This window comes from Streptomyces sp. HUAS 15-9 (assembly GCF_025642155.1).
In the GTDB taxonomy this organism is placed as follows: Bacteria; Actinomycetota; Actinomycetes; order Streptomycetales; family Streptomycetaceae; genus Streptomyces.
The window spans coordinates 4,643,020-4,663,787 of the sequence record NZ_CP106798.1 but is presented as its reverse complement, the minus strand read 5'-3'; the positions used below and the strand labels follow the sequence as shown (position 1 = coordinate 4,663,787).

The following is a 20,768-nucleotide window of genomic DNA, read 5'->3' as shown; positions in this document are numbered from 1 at the left end:
CGCTGGGTGAGGTTAAACGGTTCTCCTCCCCTGGCGTACGGCTGCCCGGCCCGCGTGCGCACGGGCCGGGCAGCGGATTCCGGCGGCCGCAGGGGCAGCCGCCCGAGCACCCACCGAGGCAGTTGCCTGAGCACCAACCAAGGCACCCACCGAGGCAGCCGCCCCAGCGTCTACCGGGACAACTCCCCGAGCACCTCACCCAGAACCCGCGCCGCCCGCTCCACGTCCCCGAACCCGACGTACAGCGGTGTGAAGCCGAAGCGGAGGACGTCGGGATGCCGGAAGTCACCGACCACACCCAGCTCGATCAGCCGCTTCATCACGTCCCCGGCGACGGGGGCACCTCCCTGCTCGAACGAGGTTGAGAGCTTGGGGGAGCAGCGCAGCGCGACCTGGCTGCCACGCTCCTCGTGGGCCGACGGGGTCAGCGACTCGACGACGCCCTGCGGGACGTACGACCCCACGCACTCCAGGAAGAAGTCCGTCAGGGCGAGCGACTTGGCGCGCACCGCCCGCACCGAGACCCCGTCCCAGACCTCCAGCGCGGCCTCCAGGGCGAGCATGGACAGGATGTCCGGCGTGCCGACGCGGCCGCGCAGGGCACCCGGCGCGGGTGCGTAGTCCGTGCGCATGCCGAAGGGGTCGGCGTGGGAGTTCCAGCCGGGCAGGGGCGAGTCGAAGCAGTCCTGCAGTGTGCTGCGCACATACAGGTATGCCGGTGAACCCGGGCCGCCGTTCAGGTACTTGTAGGTGCAGCCGACCGCCAGGTCCACGCCGTGCTCGTCCAGACCCACCGGTAGCGCGCCCGCACTGTGGCACAGGTCCCACACCGCGATGGCGCCCGCCGCATGGATCGCCGAAGTGAGCGAGGGCAGGTCGTGCAGGCGGCCGGTGCGGTAGTCGACGTGGTTGAGCAGCACCGCGGCGGTACGGCCGGACAGCGCGCCCGGCACCTCGGCCGGCGTCACCGGCCGCAGCGTACGGCCGGTCAGCCGGGCGGCCGACTCGGCGATGTACCCGTCCGTGGGGAAGGTCGTGGCGTCGACCAGGATCTCGTCCCGGTCCTCCCCCGCCATCCGTACGGCGGCCACAAGTGCCTTGAAAACGTTGATGCTTGTGGAGTCGCCCACGACGATCTGCCCCGGCGCCGCACCGACCAGCGGGGCGATGCGGTCGCCGATCCGCTCGGGCGCTGTCCACCAGCCGCTCTCCTCCCAGGAGCGGATGCGGAGTTCGCCCCACTGGCGGCGGACGACATCCTCGACCCGTCCGGGGACGTTCGCGGGGAGCGCGCCGAGCGAGTTGCCGTCCAGGTAGACAACGTCGTCGAGGACGAACCGCTCCCGCTGGTACGCGAGTTCGTCCTCGGCGTCCAGCTTCTCCGCGCGTGCGATCAGCTCCGCGCGTGCGACGAGGTCAGACATGGGACCTCGCCGTCCACAGCTCCGGGAACACGTTCTTCTGCGCGCGCTTCTCCAGCCAGGCCACTCCGGCCGAGCCACCGGTACCGGGCTTCGCGCCCATCGCGCGGCGGGTGGCGACCAGGTGGTCGTTGCGCCAGCGCCAGACGAGCTCGCCGACATCGGTCAACGCCTCGCCCAGGCGGGCGAGTTCGTCGTCCGGGTCGCCGGAGTAGACGGCGGTCCAGGCTGCCTCGACGGCCTCCGAGGGCTCGTGGCGCAGCGACGCGTCACGGTGCAGGACGGAGGCGGGGATCGCGTGGCCGCGGCGCGCGAGGACCCGTACCACCTCGTCGTACAGGCTCGGCTCGTGCAGCGCCTTCTCCAGCTCGGCGTGGACGCGTGGCGCGCCCCGGTGCGGGACGAGCATCGACACGGACTTCTCGCCGAGCAAGAACTCCATACGGCGGTACATCGCCGACTGGAAGCCGGAGCCCTCGCCGAGGGCGGAGCGGTACGAGTTGAACTGGGCCGGGGTGAGCTGGCCGAGCGGCCTCCAGGAGGCGTTCAGCGCCTCCAGCTCCCGTACGGAACGCTTCAGCGCGTCGATCGCGACGGGGACCCGGTCCCCCCGCAGTGCCTCGGCCGCGGTCTCCCACTCGTGGACGATGGCCGTGAACCACAGCTCCATCACCTGGGTCGTGACCAGGAAGACCATCTCTCCGGGATCGTCGGAGAGGGTGTGCTGGAGGTGGGTGAGCACGTCCGCCTTGACGTAGTCCTCGTACGGCGTCGTGCCGGCGAAGTCGAGATGCGGGGTCTCGGGCTCCTGAGCCTCGGGGGACTGGTGAGCCTGTTGGGACATCGCTGTCTCCTGTGTTACTCCGGGTAGCGGTCCGCCCCTGCCGATTCCGGCACGGGGGCCCCGGTCCCCACCGGCATCCTCTGTAATCCCCCCGGCTACGGCAAGGCCCGTCCAGTGCCGGACGGGCCACACCGTGTGGGCCGATCAGCCCAGGGTCTGGGCGGCCGTCGGCGACGAGTCCTTCAGGAACTGCGTGCAGCGCTCGTACTCCTCCTGCTCACCGATCGCCTGTGCGGCGCGAGCGAGGGCGTGCAGGGCGCGCAGGAAGCCGCGGTTCGGCTCGTGCTCCCAGGGGACGGGGCCGTGGCCCTTCCAGCCGTTGCGGCGCAGCGCGTCCAGGCCGCGGTGGTAGCCCGTACGGGCGTAGGCGTACGACTCGACGACCGAGCCCCGCTCGAACGCGTCGTCGGCCAGCTGGGCCCAGGCGAGCGAGGAGGTCGGGTACTTCGCGGCGACATCCGCCGGCGCCGTGCCCTGCGCGAGCAGCTCGCGGGGCTCCGGGTCGTCGGGGAGGTGGGTGGGGGGCGGGCCGCCGAGGAGGTTCTCGTGAATGCTCATGCCCCAAGTCTGCGGGATCCCTCCGGGGGTCGGCAGGTGGGAGCGGCGGGTGCCGCCCACTTCCTGGGGGCTGCGCCCCCAGAACCCCGCTGTCGGCCTGAACGGCCTCGTCCTCAAACGCCGGACGGGCTGGATTCGGCCGGGCCATGCCGTCCCCTGCGGGTGGGTGGCGGTTCGGGACGGCACATCTCGTCCCCAAGCACCGCACCGGCCGAGCCACGCCGCCCCCACGGGTGGGTGGGGGTCGGGACGGCACTCCTCATCCTCGGACGCCCCACAGGCTGGATTCGGCCGGGCCATGCCGTCCCCTGCGGGTAGGTGGCGGTTCGGGTCGGCACATCTCGTCCCCAAGCACCGCACCGGCCGAGCCACGCCGCCCCCACGGGTGGGTGGGGGTCGGGACGGCACTCCTCATCCTCGGACGCCCCACAGGCTGGATTCGCCCGAGCCATGCCCACCCCTCCGGGTGGGTGGCGGTTCGGGACGGCACATCTCGTCCCCAAGCACCGCACCGGCCGAGCCACGCCGCCCCCACGGGTGGGTGGGGGTCGGGACGGCACTCCTCATCCTCGGACGCCGCACAGGCTGGATTCGCCCGAGCCATGCCGTCCCCTGCGGGTGGGTGGGGGATCGGGACGGCATGCCTCGTCCGCGGACAAGCGGCCTCAGACACCGCACCGCACACCGCGCCGCACACCCCACCCCGCACACCCCACCCCGCGCACCCCTCCTCACTTACCGAGCCGGCCGGATGAAGCCGGCCCCCGTTCCAGTGGGGGTGCCGTCACGCAGCCGTGGGTGCGGCATTCGGGGTGGCGGCAGTCCGGGGGTGGTCGGCGTACCAGGGTGAAGGCCAGGATCGCCCCGGCGATCAGTACCGCCGCGCAGATCGGCATCGCCCTGCGGAACGACGTCTCGAAGGCGTCCGCAGAGCGGTACGCCTCCGGGCCCATCCCGGTCAGCAGGGGCAGCGCGGCCACCGCGATCAGGCCGGCCGCGCGGGCCGCCGCGTTGTTGATGCCGCTGGCCAGGCCCGCCCGCGCGGTGTCCACGGAGGCGAGGACGGTGGCGGTCAGCGGGGCGACCAGGGTGACCATGCCGGTACCCATGACCAGCAGGGCGGGGAGCACGTCGGTCAGATAGTTCGCGTCCTTGCCCACCCGCAGCATCAGCAGCATCGCGACGGCGCACAGCAGCGGACCGACGGTAAGCGGGATGCGGGGGCCGATGCGGTCGGCCAGGGCGCCGGACTGGGCCGAGAACAGCAGCATCAGGACCGTGGTCGGCAGCAGTGCCGTACCGGCCTGCAGGGCCGAGTACCCGGCCACGACCTGGAGCTGGAGCGCGGTGAGGAAGAAGAAGCCGCTGAAGGCCGCGTACACGCACAGGGTGACCAGGTTGACTGCCGTGAACTGGCGCGACGAGAAAATGTCGAGCGGCATCATCGGGTCGGAGCGGTGCTTCTCCACGTATACGAAGGCCACCGCGGCCGCCACGCCCGCCACTGCGGTGATGGCTACCAGGACCGACCCGCCCGGCGCCTCGATCAGCGCGTAGGTCACCAGGGCCAGCGCCAGGGCGCCCAGGGTCGCGCCGAGGACGTCGAAGCGGCCGTGGCCGCCTCCGTCGGACGACTCGGGCACGTGCCGTACGGCGACGGGGGCGCACACGACGGCCAGCGGGACGTTCAGCAGGAACACCCAGCGCCAGCCGGGACCGTCCACCAGCCAGCCGCCCAGGAACGGGCCCACGGCCGCACCGACGCCGCCGAACCCCGACCACAGGCCGACGGCCTTGGCCCGGTCGTCCGGGTGGAAAGAGGCCTGGATCAGGGCGAGGGAGCCCGGTGTGAGGAGGGCGCCGCCGATGCCCTGGAGGGCGCGGGCGGCGATGAGGACCGTGGCGTTCGGGGCGAGCCCGCACAGCAGGGACGCCGTGGCGAACCAGACCACGCCCAGCACGAAGATCTTCCGGCGGCCGTAGCGGTCGCCGAGCGAGCCGCCCAGCAGGATCAGGGCCGCCAACGTCACCATGTACGCGTTGACCGTCCACTGGAGCGCGGCCAGGCTCGCGTCCAGGTCCTCACCGATGCGCGGCAGGGCCACGTTGACGACGGTCGAGTCCAGCATGGCCATGCTGGAGCCGAGCACCGTGGTGAGCAGGATCCACCTGCCCTGCGACGAGGCCAGCCGGACATCGGGCATGTCCCAGGTATACAGCGAGCCCGGCGCCGTAGACAGGCGCCGGGCTCACCAGGGGTACGGGGTACCGCGACCGGTTACTTGATCTTCGTACCGGCCGACCGCAGGTCCTGCGTGGCCTGGATGACGCGCTGGGCCATCGAGCCCTCGGCGGCCTTGCCCCAGGTGCGCGGGTCGTAGGTCTTCTTGTTGCCGACCTCGCCGTCGACCTTCAGGACGCCGTCGTAGTTCTGGAACATGTGGGCGGCCACGGGGCGCGTGAACGCGTACTGCGTGTCCGTGTCGATGTTCATCTTCACGACGCCGTTCTCCAGCGCGGTCGCGATCTCCTCCGGCGTGGAGCCGGAGCCGCCGTGGAAGACGAAGTCGAACGGCTGCGAGCCGGCCGGCTTGCCGAACTTGGCGGCGACGCCCTCGCTCAGCTGCTTCAGCAAGTCGGGGCGGAGCACGACGTTGCCCGGCTTGTACACACCGTGCACGTTGCCGAAGGACGCGGCCAGCAGGTAACGACCCTTGTCACCCAGGCCGAGCGCCTCGGCGGTGCGGATGGCGTCCTCGACCGTGGTGTAGAGGGAGTCGTTGATCTCGTGCGAGACGCCGTCCTCCTCGCCGCCGGTCGGGGTGATCTCCACCTCGAGGATGATCCGGGCGGCGCGGGTGCGCTCCAGGAGCTCCTGCGCGATGGCGAGGTTGTCGGCGAGGGTCTCGGCCGAGCCGTCCCACATGTGCGACTGGAACAGCGGGTTCTGGCCGTTCTTGACGCGCTCCTCGGAGATCGCGATCAGCGGACGTACGTACCCGTCGAGCTTGTCCTTCGGGCAGTGGTCCGTGTGCAGGGCCACGTTGACCGGGTACTTCTCCGCGACGATGTGGGCGAACTCGGCCAGACCGACCGCGCCGGTCACCATGTCCTTGCTGTACTGGCCGCCCAGGAACTCGGCGCCGCCCGTGGAGATCTGGACGATGCCGTCGCTCTCCGCCTCCGCGAAGCCGCGCAGTGCCGCGTGCAGGGTCTGGGTCGAGGTGACGTTGATGGCCGGGTAGGCGAACTTGCCTGCCTTCGCCCGGTCGAGCATCTCGTTGTAGACCTCGGGGGTTGCGATGGGCATCTGTCCGCTCCTTGAGTGTGCGGGTCGGCGTTCTGCGTGCTTACGGCCCTGACCTAGACCTTGGGGGTGACGTCATCGTCGTCCCCATCTTTCCAGACCTGAGCCGATGCTCGATGCTCCTGGTCAAGGAGTGGTCACCCGCGGGTCAAGCCGGTGCGCCGCCCGCGGGTCGACCGATGCGTCACCCCCGGGGCGACCGGTGTGGCAACCTCGCGCGTCAGTCGAGGCCCAGGTCGTCCTTCGAGTAGGCGAACACGTAGGGCACCCCGGCCTGTTCGGCGATCGCCTCGGCGGCGCCGGTCGCCCGGTCCACGATCGTGGCGACGGCGACGACCTCCGCGCCGGCCTCGCGCAGCGCCTCGACGGCGGTCAGCACGGAGCCGCCGGTGGTGGAGGTGTCCTCGACGGCGAGGACGCGGCGGCCCTTGACCTCCGCACCCTCGATCCGGCGCTGCAGGCCGTGCGCCTTGCCCGCCTTGCGTACGACGAAGGCGTCGAGCACCTTCCCGCGCGCGGCGGACGCGTGCAGCATCGCGGTGGCGACGGGGTCGGCGCCCAGCGTCAGCCCGCCGACCGCCTCGAAGTCCAGGTCGGCGGTCAGGTCGAGCATGACCTGACCGACCAGCGGCGCGGCCTCGCCGTCCAGCGTGATCCGGCGAAGGTCGATGTAGTAGTCGGCTTCCTTGCCCGACGACAGGGTCACCTTGCCGTGCACCACGGCCTTGTCCTTGATCTGCTGCAGCAGCGCGCCGCGTACGTCCGTCATGCCGACCAGCTTAGATGCGGCGCCAGCTCCAGATGGTCGTGGCCTCCAGCGGCTCCAGCGGTGTGACCAGGCGCGGCAGGGTGTTCAGCCCGTTCGGCGGGCCCGTCTGGGGCTCCACGCACACGGCCGCCTCCTGCTCGTCGTAGACGACGACCCACTGCTCGCGGCTGGTGACCTTCAGCTCCAGCTGTCCGGGCCAGGTGAGCGTGACGTCGACGCCGCCGGGCATGCCGAAGCAGTCGTCCCAGGGGCCGGGCTTCGGGTCGATGCGGTTGCCGGTGGGCAGATGGTCGTCGCCGCGCTCCTCCTGCCAGGCGGGGCTGAAGTCGAGCCGCGCGTCCTCGCCGCCCAGGTTCCGGTTGAACCACGGGTGCCAGCCGATCTGCGCCGGGAAGGAGGAGTCGTACGTCTCCACGGACATGGTCAGCGTCAGGCTGTCCTCGGTGAGGGCGACCACCTGGGTGACGCGGCCGGGGTAGGGCCAGGGGTCGACCAGGTCGTACGTGATGACCGCCTCGTCGGCGGAGGAGCGGGCGGTGCGCCAGGCGCCGTCGCGAACGGTGCCGTGGATGGCGTGCGGCGGGGAGTTGAGCGGCATCTGGTGGACGGTGGCGCCGTCCAGGAAACGGCCGTCCCTGATCCGGCCGCACCAGGGGACCATCGGGAAGCAGCCGAAGCGGTCGCCCTGCCGGAGCAGTTCGACGCCGCCGACCCGGAGCCCTCCGATACGGCCGCCGTTGCCGGGCTGCACGGTGACGTCCGCGTCGCCCGCGGTCAGCGTGATCTCTTTGTTACTCACGGGACGACCCTACTGGGGTGATCAAGGATCAACGGCGTCTGCGCAGGGCCCGGCCCAGAACGATCGCCCCCGCCACGACGAGTGCCGCGGCGGGCGCCGCCCAGCGCAGCGTGCTGCTCGCGGCGACGGTCTGCGGGGCCGGTACGGGGGCGTAACGGCCGCGCGGCGGGGCGTGGTCGACCTCCTCGGCGCTGCGGCCGATCATGGTGCGCCGTGCGTGGGCCGCCTCGGCGGGCGGTTCGGGCGATTCCGCGAAGTCTTCGGAGGGTCCGTCGTGGAGGTCGTCGTCGGCACCCGGGTCCAGGGGGGGCGGGGGGATCTCGGTGTCGAAGACGGGGGCTTGGGCGTCGGGTTCGGGGCCCGCCTCTGCTTCAGGCAGGGACTCGGGCTTCAGCTCCGGCTCCGGCTCCGGCTCCGGCTCCCGCGCCGCCTCGCCCAGCCCCTCCACGAATCGGTTGAGCAGGCGGGTCGCCGCCGAAGTCACCGACTCCGTCGGCAGTTCCGCGATGCGGCCGTCCGCGGAGGCCGTGCCCTCGACGGTGACGGTGGTGCCGCCGTCGGTGTCCCGGAGGCGGAGGGTGAGGGCGAGTTTGACGGAGCCGGTACCGCGGGCCTCGGTGGCCTCGCCCTCGACGGCGTACGAGCCGTCGTCCCTGGCGGTGACCCGGGCCGATCCGCGGTAGGTGACGGAGTGGCTGCCGACGCGCACCTTCAGCCGGCCCGCGACCGGCTCGGCACCGGCGTCCTGCTGGAACCCGGGAACCGCCCGGCCGACCCGCGCGGGGTCGGCGAGCGCCTCCCGCAGCCGCTCGACCGGGACCGGAACGAAGACCTCGTGCTCCATGTCGGCGAAGCCTACCCAGCAGGGGGCGGTACGTACCCTCCCCTGCACTGGTGAGTCACCCGGCGTTGGGGCCACCGTCACCGGGGGTTGCCACCCGCCGTCACCAGGGGTTGCCACCCCCACTCAATACCGCGGATGCACCAGCGTCGACGCCGCCAGCCCCCCGAGCCGCATGCGCGCCGCCTCCTCGGCATCCGTCGTGAGGGCCCTCGCGGTGAGCGTACGGAGGCGGGGGCCGTGGGGGTCCAGGCGGAGGGGAGGGGCCGAGGGGCCGGGGGAGGCCAGGATGAAGCCCCAGTCGTGGGGGGCCCGGGACGCACCGGCCGAGCGGTCGGGGCCCGCGGCGAAGCCGGAGTCGTGGCCGGGGACCCGGTAGGGGGCCGTGGCGAAGCCGGCCGCGCGCAGCGTGGCGTCCACCGTCCAGAAGACATGGCGGCGGGCGGCGACCGGTCCCGCGTGCACGACGAGGCGGCCGCCGGGTGCCAGGGCCCGCCGGGCCAGGCCGTAGAACTCCTGCGAGTACAGCTTCGTGCTGGCGGTGATGCCGGGATCGGGCAGATCGGCGATCACGACGTCGTACGCCGCCCGGGGCGCCCCGCGCAGCCAGCCGAAGGCGTCCGCGGTGGTGACGTGGACGCGTCCGTCGTCGTACGCGTGCCCGTTGAGGTGTGCGAGTCCCGGGTCGTGGCGGGCCAGCCGGACGAGGCCCGCGTCGAGCTCGACGACGTCGACCCGCCGCACGTCGCGGTGGCGCAGCACCTCCCGCGCGGCCAGCCCGTCGCCGCCGCCGAGGATCAGCACGCGCGCGTGGGCGCCGTACATCGCGGGATGGACCAGCGCTTCGTGGTAGCGGCGTTCGTCGTGGCCGCCGACCCGCAGCCGGCCGTCCAGGAAGAGGTCGAGCGGGCGGCCGTGCGTGCCGCCGGTGAGGACCACTTCCTGGACGCCGGTCTGCAGGGCGACGCGTACGTCGTTGCCGTACACCGCGTGCCGGGCGGCCCGTTCGAAGTCGTCGACGAGTACGGCGGCGGAGGCGAGGACGCCGAGGACGGTGACGTTGGTGATCAGGAGCAGCCAGCGGGCGCGCCGGGTGAGGTCGCGGCGGAACAGCCCGAGCACGAGGGCACCGCCCGCGACGACGTTGACCGCACCGGTGAGCAGGGTGCCGGTCAACTGGCCCAGGAACGGCAGGAGCAGGAAGGGGAAGGCCAGGCCTCCGACGAGCGCGCCGACGTAGTCCGCGGCGAACAGGTCGGCCACGGCGCCGCCCGCGTCCTGGCGCCGGATGCGCTGGATCAGCTCCATCAGCAGCGGGACTTCGGCGCCGATGAGCAGACCGATGGCGAGGGAGAAGGCGACCAGGAGGCAGCGGGGGCCGTTGGCCCACATGCCGCCCCAGCCACCGGTCCAGGCGAAGGCCGCGTAGAGCGCCATCGCGCTGCATCCGCCGGTGAGCGCGAGCCCCGCCTCCACGGCGCCGAATCCTGCGGCGGCGTGCCAGCGCAGCCGTTTCGCGACGAGGGAGCCGATGCCCATCGCGAAGACCATGACGGACAGAACGACGGATGCCTGGGTGACCGAGTCGCCGATCAAGTACGAGGCGAGGGCGACGAGTTCGAGTTCGTACACGAGTCCGCAGGCCGCGCAGACGAAGACGCACGCGAGGACGAGGAACCGACCGGTCGCCTGCCGCACCGGCAGCCGCACGGGAGGGCCCCAGGGCGGCGGTGTGCCGGGTGGGGCGGGCGCCTGCGGTTCGATCACTCTGCGACGTTACGTCACACGCTCGGTACGCTTCGTCACCCACACGTGTGGATCTGAAGCACGTTGACACGCAAGGTGTTTGACGGCCTAGCGGAGTTGGGCCGCCGGCACCCGTACGCCCACCCTCGTCCGGGTCGCGACCAGCTGGCCGTCCTGCGGATACGCGTGCCAGGTACGCCACTGCACCTGTCCCTCGTGCCGCTGGGCGAGCATCGCCGTGAAGGCGTGCGGGCTGCCGGGGAAGACGCCGGCGAGGCCGTGCGGATGGTCGGAGACCAGGGCCAGCAACTCCTGGGCGCGGCCCGCGAACGATCCGGGCGAGAGCACCTCCACACGGGCCGCGAACTCGTACTCCCAGTCGCCGGCCCGCTTGGCGACGCCGAGCGGCAGGGGCGTGCTGGACCCTGGGATGCACGCAACCGTCTCCGAACAGCCTCCGCGCTCCTCCTCGAGAAGTACCTGGTGGGACGCTCCCAGAAGTCTCAACTGGAGCTTCGCGCCGGTTAATTCGAGGTCGAGCGTGGCCAGGGCGGGGAGCGGCTCGCGCCCCAGGGCCCAGGCTAGGTCGGCCGCGCGCGTATCGGTGTAGGAGGTGTTCAGGGTCGTGAGCATGGATCGGCTCCGCTGGCACGCAAAGAGAAAGGGAGAGTGGTCCGGCGCACCTCGGTCGGTACCGGGAGATCTGCCGCGTCTGCCCGGTGGGCCCCGCCTGCCCAGCCGGGGAAAAGGCGTCTGCAGGGCGTCCGAGGGGCTGCGTTGGTGATTTAGAGGGAATCATGAACTGTGGCGCCGCCACAGCGTTTTTACCCAACTTCGTGGGGTTTCCATCCCTCAGGGGGCTCCACAGCTCAACTGTTCAACAACAAAGTGCGCCTGGCGACCCGCGCGTACGCCGGAGCGCCCGCCGGATGCCTTCTCCCGGCGGGCGCTCGGTGTGCGGCCCGGATACGGTTCCCCCTGTTCCCCGGAGCTCGGCTGCCCCGTGTCAGCCGCCTCCCCCGCATCCGCCCCCGCCACCGCCACATCCACCGCCCCCGCCGCAGGACGAGCCACCCCCGCACGAGGAGTGACCGCCGCCGCACGAGTGGCCCCCGTGGTGCCCCCCGGACGAGCCCCCGTCCGCGCCCCCCGCGGCCCACCAGCTACCGCTGCTGCCGCCGTCGTACGACGACGATGACGACGAGGACGACGAGCGGGAGCCGCTCCGGTACCGCTTGCCGTACCGGTTCTTGCGCGATCCCTTCGCCACGGCCCCGACGAACAGGACCGCGGCGATCACCGCCAGGATGATGCCGATGACCATGGCGTCACCCTCCTTCCGTTCCCCCGAAGCGGCCCCCCGTGGGCGCCTCGCTCTCCCGCGGCCGCCCTACGACTGCCGCGTGACACGGGGATGCCCGGCCGCCGTGTCCGCCAAAGCAGAGTTGAGGAACTCCAGAGCTTCGGCGCAGGATGACGGACATGACCTCCAGCGCACGCCCGATCCTCAACCGCCGGCTCGCCGAGTTCGGCACGACGATCTTCGCCGAGATGTCCGCCCTGGCGGTGAAGACCGGGGCGATCAACCTGGGCCAGGGCTTCCCCGACACGGACGGACCCGAAGAGATCCGGGAGGCGGCCGTACGCGCCCTGCGCGAGGGCCGCGGCAACCAGTACCCACCCGGTCCCGGCATCCCCGAACTGCGCACCGCGATCGCCGCGCACCAGCTGCGCCGCTACGGCCTGTCCTACGACCCCGACACCGAGGTCCTGGTGACGGCGGGGGCCACCGAGGCCATCGCCGCCGCCCTGCTCGCGCTGCTCGAACCGGGTGACGAGGTCATCGCGTTCGAGCCGTACTACGACTCCTACGCCGCGAGCATCGCCATGGCGGGCGGCATCCGTGTCCCGGTCACCCTGCGCCCGCAGAGTGAGCAGGGGGCGAGCTTCCGCCTCGACCTCGACGAGCTGCGCGCGGCGGTGACCGACCGCACCCGACTGCTGCTGATCAACACCCCGCACAACCCGACCGGCACGGTCCTCACCCGTGCCGAGCTGACCGCGATCGCGGAGCTGGCGGTGGAGCGGGATCTGCTGGTGGTGACGGACGAGGTCTACGAGCACCTGGTCTTCGACGACACCGAGCACCTGCCCCTCGCGTCCTTCCCCGGCATGCGCGAGCGCACGGTCACGATCGGCTCGGCGGGCAAGACCTTCTCCTTCACGGGCTGGAAGGTCGGCTGGGTGACCGGTACCCAGAAACTCGTGACCGCCGTCCGGACCGTCAAGCAGTTCCTGACGTACGTCAGCGCAGGCCCCTTCCAGTACGCGGTCGCCGAAGCGCTGCGCCTGCCGGACGTGTACTTCGACACCTTCCGTGCCGACCACCGTCGTAAGCGCGACCTGCTCGGCGACGGCCTGCGGGCGGCCGGGTTCGAGGTCTACCAGCCCCAGGGCACGTACTTCATCACCACCGACATCACCCCCCTCGGCGAGAAGGACGCCCTCGCCTTCTGCCGCACGCTCCCCGAACGCTGCGGCGTCGTCGCCATCCCCAACTCCGTGTTCTACGACGACCCGGACGCCGGACGCAGCCAGGTCCGCTTCGCCTTCTGCAAGAAGGACGACGTCCTCCACGAAGCCGCCGACCGTCTGCAACGCCTGGCGGCTTGAACCAGCCCAAGGCGTATCCCTTGAGGAATGTCGGCTGACGCGTGCGGACCGATGGGACGTTCTATCGGTCCGCAAGGAGTGGCGTGACGATCTTCCTGACCTGCTGTTCCGTGATGCCGCCGGAGACGGAGGCGGCGATACGGCCCTTGCGGTCGAGGAACACCGTGTACGGGAGGCCGACTTGGCTGACCGTTCCGCGGGGGATGCGCAGCGCCTGCTTGCCGTGCTCGTCCATGAGGGTCGGATAGTTCAGGTCGTGGTCGCGGATGAAGGAGAGCGCGTTGGACGCCGAGTCTCCGCCGTCCAGGCCGACGACCTGAAGGCCCTGCTTGCCCAGGGCCTTCTGTATCCGGGCCAGTCCGGGTGATTCGACACGGCAGGGCCCGCACCAGGATGCCCACGCGTTCAGCACCACGACCTTCCCCTTGAACGCGTCCAGCCGTACCGGACGGCCATCAGCCCCGTCGCCCTGGAGTACGGGCATGGCCTGGCGACTCGATACGGGCCAGCTGCTGACGCCGTCCTTCACCGTTGCGTCGTTGGTGGAGGAGTGGGCGCTGGTGCAGCCGGAGACGAGGGCCGCTGCGCATGCGGCCGCCCAGCCGGTCCGTTTGATCGTCATGGGACGTGAGTAGGGCAAGCCGGTCTCGACTCCCTTCCGGGCCTGGCGGCTTCGCGCCCCGGTGAGTTGACGGTTCGGCGGCTGCCTTACGGTTCATCACGTGGTGAACCGATCTGTGCGTAACCGGGTCCTGTTGCCCTGCGCCGCGACGCTGGCCGTGCTGGGCGCGTACATGGCCGTCACGGGCGGCGAGAGCGGCCCCGAGGCGGCCCCGCACGCCCGTGACGCGGCCTGTCGGGCCGCGGCCGGGAAGCTGCCCGACAAGATCGCCGGACTGGAGCGCGGCCACTCGGGTACGGCCGGAGTCACGGTGTGGGGCGACGGGAAGATCGTCGCCCGGTGCGGGATCCCGATGCCCCCCAAGACACCGGACCCGTGCGCGACCGTGAACGGCGTCGACTGGGTATGGCACTACCGGCAGGGCGGCGACGACCACGACCTGCTCGTCACCTACGGACGCTCCCCCGGCCTGGAGGTGACGGTTCAGCGCGGCGCACCGTCGGACGCGGCACTGGTCGAACTGACGAAGGCGGCTTCGGTACTGCCCAAGCACCGCAAGTGCCTCGACTCCCAGGGGAACTGAATCACACCGACGGGGACGACAGCCACGGCCCCGCCCCGGTCGTACCCCGACGACGAGTCCGGTCGCCTACTGACTCAGGTCGCGGCCTGGGTCTGCCTGATCAGGTCCACGGCCGCGGCGAGGCCCAGTCCCGGCAGGGCCTCGCGCAGGGCCTTGATCGCCTTGATCTCCTGTTCCCGGGCGTCCAGCTCGGCCTCGGCGAGCACCTGGGCGGCCCAGCGCACGCGCGGGTCCCTGCCGTCGCCGATCCCGTCCACTATGTCCAGGGCCTGCCGCAGGCCGGCTGCCGTGTCGCTGCCGATGGCGTCGTTCAGTGCCCGCTGGATCGCGGCACGCGCCTCGTCCAGATCGTTCAGTACGACGAAGTGCGTTTCCTTCTTGGTGAACACTCTTCCCCCTTGGTCGGTCGATGTGTCGGTCGGTGTGCCGGTCATCGTCGATCTTCGCCGAACCGCGGCCGTGCGGGCACGATGGACACGCCGCCCCTTGTCACGCAGCCACGCCGAGCGCCGCGAAATCACACCCGCACGGCCGCCCAACGCTCGCGACAGCCCGTTTCCTCCTGCAATGTGCGGGTGTGACCCACGCCACGACCGTCGCAACGCCCACCGCCACCGAGCCCGAGACGCTGCACCGTGCGCGCCCCGGGCTGTCCACGGGCACCGCGCTGTCCCTCGCCGCGGCGAGCGCGGTGGCCGTCGGGCTGTTCCTCGCCGCCCGGCTCGCCGGAACGGCCGTACTCGCCGTGGCCGCCTGGGCCACCGGCAAGCAGCCGCTCGCCCTGCTCGGCCGGTCCTGGGACTCGGCCTGGTACCTGGGCATCGCCGCGCACGGCTACGGCCGCACCCTGTACTTCCACCCGACCGTCATCCACAGCGACCTGGCGTTCTTCCCGCTCTACCCGGCACTGGTGCGGTTCATGACCGCCCTGACCCCGCTGAGCGGGGGCGCCGCCGGGCTGATCGTGTCGTGGGCCGCGGCCGGGATCGCCGCCGGTGGGATCTACGCGATCGGGGCGCGGCTGCACGGGCGGGCCGTGGGCACGGCACTGGTGCTGCTGTGGGCACTGCTCCCGCACTCCGTCGTGCTGTCGATGGCGTACACCGAGCCGGTGCTCACCGCCTTCGCCGCCTGGTCGCTGTACGCGGTCCTGAGCGGGAGCTGGCTGTGGGCGGGGAGCCTCGCGGCGCTGGCCGGGCTGTCCCGGCCCAACGGTTTCGCGGTCGCCGCCGCCGTCCTGGCCGCGGCCCTCTGCGAGGCGTACCGGACCTGCCGGCGCACCGGCCGGGTTTCCCACAGCCTGTGGACGGGCGCCGCGCTGGCTCCGCTGGGGTGGACGGCGTACGTGCTCTGGGTCGGCCGGCGCAAGGGCAACCTGCTCGGCGGCTATTTCGAGGTGCAGCGGCTGTGGGGGTCCCGGTTCGACTTCGGGCACGGGTCGCTGCACTTCGTGCGCCAGCTGCTGCTGCACGGCAACCGCTTCGTCTTCCCCATGGCCATGGTGATCGTGGCGGTGGCCGTGCTGATGTACGCGCTGCTGCTCGCCGACCGCGCCCCGCTCCCGCTCGTCGTCCACAGCGGTGTGCTGCTGCTCATCGCGCTCGGCGGCTCCGGCTTCTTCGAGTCCAAGCCGCGCTTCCTGCTGCCCGCCTTCCCGCTGCTGCTGCCGCTGGCCCGCGCACTGGTGCGGACGGCGAGAGCCCGGCCCTGGCACGCGACCGTGGTGGTCTGCGCCCTGGCCGGGCTCTCCTTCGTGTACGGGGCGTATCTGGTCGTGATCGCCCACACCCCGCTGTAGCTCCGCGGAGCCGAGGGTATTACTCCTCGTCGTCCCCGGGCTCCTCGGCCTCGTTGACCTCCTCCTCGAGGCCGAGCTGCTCGACCAGCCACTTGTCGAACTCGATCGCGGCCCGCACCCAGCTGACCGTGGAGGAGACGAAGTGGTTGAGGTCGACGCCGGTGCCGATCAGCATCTGCGCCTCACCGATGAGGCGGACGGTGCCGTCGTCGTGGGTGTGGCTGTACACCTTGGGCCACAGGGTCCGCCGGTTCCAGTCGTCGATGGACTCCAGCAGCTCGGGCTTCTCGTCGATCTTGTGGGGGCGGTCGTAGAACGTGCGCACCGAGAAGACCGCCTGTTCGGCCTCCCCACGGAACATGAAGTACGTACGGAACTGCTCCCACGGCGCCGCGAGGTCACCCTCGTCGTCGACGACGTACTTGAGCTCCATCTGGTCGAGGAGCTGCTTCACGAGGTCCTGATCCGGGACGACGGGGCCCGCCGGTCCTTGGGGCTGCGGCTCGGGCTGGCCCCCGAAGTTCGGAATCGAGGACGGGTCGATGGTCACCGTGAATTTCCCTTCATGCGGATTCCGCCATCCTCCCTCATCCGGGGAGGGGGGTGGCAAGCCCCGACGGGGCCTGTCAGCCCTCGGCTGACATGATCCGTCCGGTCGGGGCGATGATGTGGGCGTGCGCATACCAAGACCGGTGCGGTGGGTGTTGTGGGCCATGTGGCTGGGCTGTCTGGCGTTCTCCCTGTGGATCTTCTGGGAGGTGTATGTCCTGTTCCGGACCGCCGAGTCCTACTGATCCCGCTGATCCCGCTGGTCCCACCAAGGTCCTGACGAGGGGCTTCGGAGCCGTCCGTCGCACGCGGCCGCCCGTCCCGGTGGTCCGGGGCGAGCGGCTGCGTCCGTCTGCCGTCAGAGCGTCTTGCCCGTCGGCGGGCCCACGATGAGGCCCTCGCCGAAGCGGTCCACGCGGACCGTGTCGCCGTCCTTGATCTCGCCGGAGAGGATCTCCTTGGCGAGGCGGTCGCCGATGGCGGTCTGGACCAGGCGGCGCAGCGGACGGGCGCCGTACGCCGGGTCGTTGCCCTCGTCGGCGAGCCAGGCCAGCGCCTCGGGCGTGATCTCGAGGCTGAGCCGCCGCTCGGCCAGCCGCGCGGCCAGCCGGTCGATCTGCAGCCGGGCGATGCGGGCCAATTCCTCCTTGTCCAGCGCGGAGAAGACCACCAGGTCGTCGAGCCGGTTGAGGAACTCCGGCTTGAAGGCGGTCCGGACCGTCTCCAGCACCTGTTCCTTCTTCTCCTCATCACCGAGGACCGGGTCGACCAGATACTGGCTGCCCAGGTTGGAGGTGAGGACGAGGATGGTGTTGCGGAAGTCGACCGTACGGCCCTGACCGTCCGTCAGGCGGCCGTCGTCCAGCACTTGGAGCAGGATGTCGAAGACCTCGGGGTGCGCCTTCTCCACCTCGTCCAGGAGGACCACGGAATACGGCCGCCTGCGCACCGCCTCCGTCAGCTGGCCACCCTCCTCGTAGCCGACATAGCCGGGGGGCGCGCCGACCAGCCGGGCCACGCTGTGCTTCTCGCTGTACTCCGACATGTCGATGCGGACCATCGCCCGCTCGTCGTCGAACAGGAAGTCGGCGAGGGCCTTGGCGAGTTCCGTCTTGCCGACGCCGGTCGGGCCGAGGAAGAGGAAGGAGCCGGTGGGGCGGTCCGGGTCGGCGATACCCGCGCGGGACCGTCGTACGGCGTCGCTGACCGCTTGTACGGCCTCGGTCTGACCGATGAGCCGGCGGCCGATCTCCTCCTCCATGCGCAGCAGTTTCCGCGTCTCGCCCTCCAGGAGCCGGCCGGCCGGGATGCCGGTCCAGGCCGCGACGACGTCGGCGATGTCGTCGGAGCCGACCTCGTCCTTGACCATCGTGTCCTTGGCGGCCTCCTCCTCCGCCTCCGAGGCGGCCTCCAACTCCTTCTCCAGGGCGGGGATCTCGCCGTACAGCAGCTTGGAGGCGGAGTCGAAGTCACCGTCGCGCTGGGCGCGTTCGGCCTGGCCGCGCAGGTCGTCGAGCCTCTCCTTCAGCTCACCGACGCGGTTGAGGGACTGCTTCTCCTTCTCCCAGCGGGCGGTCAGGCCGCGCAGTTCCTCCTCCTTGTCGGCGAGGTCGCGGCGCAGCTTCTCCAGGCGTTCACGGGAGGCCGGGTCGGTCTCCTTGCCGAGGGCCAGTTCCTCCATCTTCAACCGGTCGACGGCGCGCTGGAGTTCGTCGATCTCGACCGGGGACGAGTCGATCTCCATGCGCAGCCGGGAGGCGGCCTCGTCGACCAGGTCGATGGCCTTGTCGGGCAGGAAGCGGGAGGTGATGTACCGGTCGGAGAGGGTGGCCGCGGCCACCAGCGCGCTGTCCGCGATCTGCACCTTGTGGTGCGCCTCGTAGCGGCCCTTCAGCCCGCGCAGGATCGCGATCGTGTCCTCGACCGTCGGCTCCGCCACCAGCACCTGCTGGAAGCGGCGCTCCAGCGCCGGGTCCTTCTCGATGCGCTCCCGGTACTCGTCGAGGGTCGTGGCGCCGACCATGCGCAGCTCACCGCGGGCGAGCATGGGCTTGAGCATGTTGCCCGCGTCCATGGCGGAGTCGCCGCCTGCGCCCGCGCCCACGACGGTGTGCAGCTCGTCGATGAAGGTGATGATCTGCCCGTCGGAGTCCTTGATCTCGGCGAGGACGGTCTTCAGGCGCTCTTCGAACTCACCGCGGTACTTGGCCCCGGCGACCATGGCGCCGAGGTCCAGCGCGACGAGCCGCTTGTCCTTGAGGGACTCGGGGACGTCGCCCTTCACGATCCGCTGGGCGAGCCCTTCGACGACGGCGGTCTTGCCGACGCCGGGCTCTCCGATCAGCACCGGGTTGTTCTTGGTCCGCCGGGACAGCACCTGCACGACCCGCCGGATCTCCTGGTCCCGTCCGATGACGGGGTCGAGCTTGCCGTCGCGCGCGGCGGCGGTGAAGTCGGTGCCGAACTTCTCCAGGGCCTTGTACTGGCCTTCCGGGTCGGCGGTGGTCACGCGGCGTCCTCCCCTGGCCTTCTGGAAGGCGTCCAGCAGCTTCTTCGGTGTGGCCCCCTGCCGGGAGAGCACCTCGCCGGCCGCGCCGCCCTTCGCGGCGATGCCGATGAGCAGGTGCTCGGTGGAGAGGTACTCGTCGCCGAGGTCCTTGGCGGTGTCGGCCGCGTTCGCGATGACGGCGAGCAGCTCGCGGTTGGGCTGCGGGGGCGCGACGGTGGACCCGGTCACGCTGGGCAGCGCGGCGAGGGCCTTCTCCGCTCCGGCCCGTACGGCGGCCTGGTCGGCGTCGACCGCGGCCAGCAGGTCGGTGATGTTCTCGTTGTCCTGGCCCTGGAGCAGAGCCAGCAGCAGGTGGGCAGGCGTGAAGTCCGCATGCCCCTCGGTCACGGCCCGGTTGGTGGCCGTGTTGATCGCGTCCCGGCTCCTGTTGGTCAGCTCGGCGTCCACGTTCGCGTTCTCCTCCTCGGCGTCGGCTCGTCGGCCATGTCTCCCGGTGTCTCCCAGTGCTGACTTAACCAACGTACACAAAGTTGAGTCTATTCCACTCAAGGTGGGTCCGGGAGGACTTCGGGGGCTAGCTTCCGGGCCATGAGTACCTACTCCGTGGACCCGGTCGCCCCTGACGCGTCGTACCTCGCCTTCTGGCACGAGCGCCATCTGTGCACACTGACGACGCTCCGCCCGGACGGCAGCCCGCACGTCGTCCCCGTCGGAGTGACATACGACCCCGGGGCGGGACTGGCTCGGGTGCTGACGAACCGGACGAGCACCAAGGTGACCCATGTCCTCGCGGCCGATCCCCTCGGCGCGCGGGTCGCCGTCTGCCAGGTGGACGGCCGCCGCTGGGCGACGCTGGAGGGGCGGGCCTTCGTGCGCACCGACCCGGAACTGATCGCGGAGGCGGAGCGGCGCTATGCCGAGCGCTACGAGAGAACGCCCTCGCCGAACCCGGACCGGGTGCTCATCGAGATCGAGGTGGAGCGGGCGCTGGGGCGGGGCTGACACACGGCGGGTTTCGGTCACTGTGGAAGCGCGCCCATACCCTGAAATGTCGCCACAAACTGCAGCGGCGTCACCGTGTTCAGGTCACGGTGACGCCGCTGCGGGGGGAAGTACCTGAGCGATCTTTTACGACGGGGGAATCGCGTCAGGCACTGCGGGGGGTGGCAGAGATGGTCCTTACGTCCGGGATCTCCGGCTCGGTGAGCCGGTGATCCCGTTGGTCCAGATTCACAAAGATCATTCCGTACCGGATGGCGCATCGCACGGGCTGCGGCGCGCCTCGGGGTTTGCGCAGGCATCGGTAGGCCCGTACGTCCTCGTCCTCGTCCCGCGTGACGACGACCGGCTCTCCGAAGACGGTCACCATCAACGAGTCACCGCTGTGGGGGATGGCGGTGACCAGGTCGATGAAGTGCCAGCCGGAGCGGTAGGCGGTGGCCATCTCGCGGCGGAAGGATCGGTCGTCGGGTGGAGTGGTCACTTCAGCTCCCGGCTCCATCGGTCATCGAGATCTGCCCATTGGTGTCACCCGTGGTCACCGCATCCGCCACGACAATCGGCCACGAGGTGTTGGCGCGAACGTCACTCTTCGCCTCGGAGTAGCCACTCCACACTCCGGCAACAGCTATGACGGAGAGAGCGGCAACAAGTACCGAGCGAAGCACTTTGTTCCACATGTTTGGCTTCGTCCTCACTTGAAGGTCCCCTTTTCCCCCGTCAGGTACGACGATGGCTCATTCGGGCACG

The 20,768-nt window shown here is 71.0% G+C and carries 20 protein-coding genes; 4 read left to right on the top strand and 16 right to left on the bottom strand.

Going from position 1 to position 20,768, the window contains the following annotated elements; translation table 11 throughout:
- Positions 1–170 precede the first annotated feature (170 nt).
- The 11 genes from kynU to N8I87_RS21530 form a co-directional block, all read right to left on the bottom strand.
- Positions 171–1,424 (bottom strand): kynureninase, encoded by a 1,254-nt coding sequence (gene kynU, locus N8I87_RS21580; protein WP_263210881.1) that lies wholly within the window; start codon positions 1,422–1,424, stop codon positions 171–173.
- Positions 1,417–2,265 (bottom strand): tryptophan 2,3-dioxygenase family protein, encoded by an 849-nt coding sequence (locus N8I87_RS21575; RefSeq protein WP_263210880.1) that lies wholly within the window; start codon positions 2,263–2,265, stop codon positions 1,417–1,419. The genes kynU and N8I87_RS21575 overlap by 8 nt, the downstream gene beginning before the upstream one ends.
- A gap of 144 nt (positions 2,266–2,409) precedes the next feature.
- On the bottom strand, positions 2,410–2,823 hold the full coding sequence (locus N8I87_RS21570; protein ID WP_263210879.1) for a DUF3151 domain-containing protein: 414 nt from the start codon (positions 2,821–2,823) through the stop codon (positions 2,410–2,412).
- Between the two features lie 731 nt (positions 2,824–3,554).
- Positions 3,555–5,027 carry an MFS transporter gene (locus N8I87_RS21565; RefSeq protein ID WP_263210878.1) on the bottom strand — a complete coding sequence of 491 codons (1,473 nt, stop codon included), beginning with the start codon at positions 5,025–5,027 and terminating at the stop codon, positions 3,555–3,557.
- Between the two features lie 74 nt (positions 5,028–5,101).
- On the bottom strand, positions 5,102–6,133 hold the full coding sequence (gene fbaA / locus N8I87_RS21560) for a class II fructose-bisphosphate aldolase (protein ID WP_263210877.1): 1,032 nt from the start codon (positions 6,131–6,133) through the stop codon (positions 5,102–5,104).
- Between the two features lie 217 nt (positions 6,134–6,350).
- Positions 6,351–6,899: an orotate phosphoribosyltransferase gene (gene pyrE / locus N8I87_RS21555; RefSeq protein WP_263210876.1), complete on the bottom strand. Its 549-nt coding sequence runs from the start codon at positions 6,897–6,899 to the stop codon at positions 6,351–6,353.
- A 10-nt stretch (positions 6,900–6,909) separates the two neighbouring features.
- On the bottom strand, positions 6,910–7,698 hold the full coding sequence (locus tag N8I87_RS21550; RefSeq protein WP_263210875.1) for an aldose epimerase family protein: 789 nt from the start codon (positions 7,696–7,698) through the stop codon (positions 6,910–6,912).
- Between the two features lie 28 nt (positions 7,699–7,726).
- On the bottom strand, positions 7,727–8,542 hold the full coding sequence (locus N8I87_RS21545) for an SRPBCC domain-containing protein (protein ID WP_263210874.1): 816 nt from the start codon (positions 8,540–8,542) through the stop codon (positions 7,727–7,729).
- A 123-nt stretch (positions 8,543–8,665) separates the two neighbouring features.
- A complete protein-coding gene (locus tag N8I87_RS21540; RefSeq protein WP_263210872.1) occupies positions 8,666–10,306 on the bottom strand; it encodes a polyamine aminopropyltransferase in 1,641 nt (546 codons plus the stop codon).
- Positions 10,307–10,393: 87 nt separating this feature from the next.
- Entirely contained in the window at positions 10,394–10,918 is a 525-nt protein-coding gene (locus N8I87_RS21535; protein ID WP_263210871.1) for a DUF2617 family protein, read from the bottom strand.
- Positions 10,919–11,291: 373 nt separating this feature from the next.
- Positions 11,292–11,609 carry a hypothetical protein gene (locus N8I87_RS21530; protein WP_263210869.1) on the bottom strand — a complete coding sequence of 106 codons (318 nt, stop codon included), beginning with the start codon at positions 11,607–11,609 and terminating at the stop codon, positions 11,292–11,294.
- Positions 11,610–11,758: 149 nt separating this feature from the next.
- Between N8I87_RS21530 and N8I87_RS21525 the strand changes: the two genes are divergently transcribed.
- The gene (locus tag N8I87_RS21525) at positions 11,759–12,958 is read left to right on the top strand and encodes a pyridoxal phosphate-dependent aminotransferase (RefSeq protein WP_263210868.1); all 1,200 of its coding nucleotides are present in this window, start codon (positions 11,759–11,761) and stop codon (positions 12,956–12,958) included.
- 61 nt (positions 12,959–13,019) lie between these two features.
- Here N8I87_RS21525 and N8I87_RS21520 read toward each other — a convergent pair whose 3' ends face one another.
- Positions 13,020–13,580 carry a TlpA family protein disulfide reductase gene (locus tag N8I87_RS21520; protein ID WP_263210866.1) on the bottom strand — a complete coding sequence of 187 codons (561 nt, stop codon included), beginning with the start codon at positions 13,578–13,580 and terminating at the stop codon, positions 13,020–13,022.
- Positions 13,581–13,680: 100 nt separating this feature from the next.
- Between N8I87_RS21520 and N8I87_RS21515 the strand changes: the two genes are divergently transcribed.
- Complete coding sequence (locus tag N8I87_RS21515; protein ID WP_263210865.1) at positions 13,681–14,163, top strand: DUF3515 domain-containing protein; 483 nt, start codon at positions 13,681–13,683, stop codon at positions 14,161–14,163.
- A gap of 74 nt (positions 14,164–14,237) precedes the next feature.
- Here N8I87_RS21515 and N8I87_RS21510 read toward each other — a convergent pair whose 3' ends face one another.
- Complete coding sequence (locus N8I87_RS21510; RefSeq protein ID WP_263210863.1) at positions 14,238–14,552, bottom strand: hypothetical protein; 315 nt, start codon at positions 14,550–14,552, stop codon at positions 14,238–14,240.
- A gap of 188 nt (positions 14,553–14,740) precedes the next feature.
- Between N8I87_RS21510 and N8I87_RS21505 the strand changes: the two genes are divergently transcribed.
- A complete protein-coding gene (locus N8I87_RS21505; RefSeq protein ID WP_411577265.1) occupies positions 14,741–15,961 on the top strand; it encodes a glycosyltransferase family 39 protein in 1,221 nt (406 codons plus the stop codon).
- Positions 15,962–15,980: 19 nt separating this feature from the next.
- Here N8I87_RS21505 and N8I87_RS21500 read toward each other — a convergent pair whose 3' ends face one another.
- Both N8I87_RS21500 and clpB read right to left on the bottom strand, forming a co-directional pair.
- On the bottom strand, positions 15,981–16,511 hold the full coding sequence (locus tag N8I87_RS21500) for a type III secretion system chaperone family protein (RefSeq protein WP_263210862.1): 531 nt from the start codon (positions 16,509–16,511) through the stop codon (positions 15,981–15,983).
- A gap of 357 nt (positions 16,512–16,868) precedes the next feature.
- The gene (gene clpB / locus N8I87_RS21495; RefSeq protein ID WP_263210860.1) at positions 16,869–19,466 is read right to left on the bottom strand and encodes an ATP-dependent chaperone ClpB; all 2,598 of its coding nucleotides are present in this window, start codon (positions 19,464–19,466) and stop codon (positions 16,869–16,871) included.
- 141 nt (positions 19,467–19,607) lie between these two features.
- On the opposite strand from clpB, the gene N8I87_RS21490 reads away from it, so the two are divergent.
- Entirely contained in the window at positions 19,608–20,021 is a 414-nt protein-coding gene (locus tag N8I87_RS21490; RefSeq protein WP_263210858.1) for a pyridoxamine 5'-phosphate oxidase family protein, read from the top strand.
- 145 nt (positions 20,022–20,166) lie between these two features.
- Here the strand turns inward: N8I87_RS21490 and N8I87_RS21485 are convergent, their stop codons facing one another.
- The gene (locus N8I87_RS21485; RefSeq protein ID WP_263210856.1) at positions 20,167–20,502 is read right to left on the bottom strand and encodes a Rieske (2Fe-2S) protein; all 336 of its coding nucleotides are present in this window, start codon (positions 20,500–20,502) and stop codon (positions 20,167–20,169) included.
- Between the last annotated feature and the right edge of the window lie 266 nt (positions 20,503–20,768).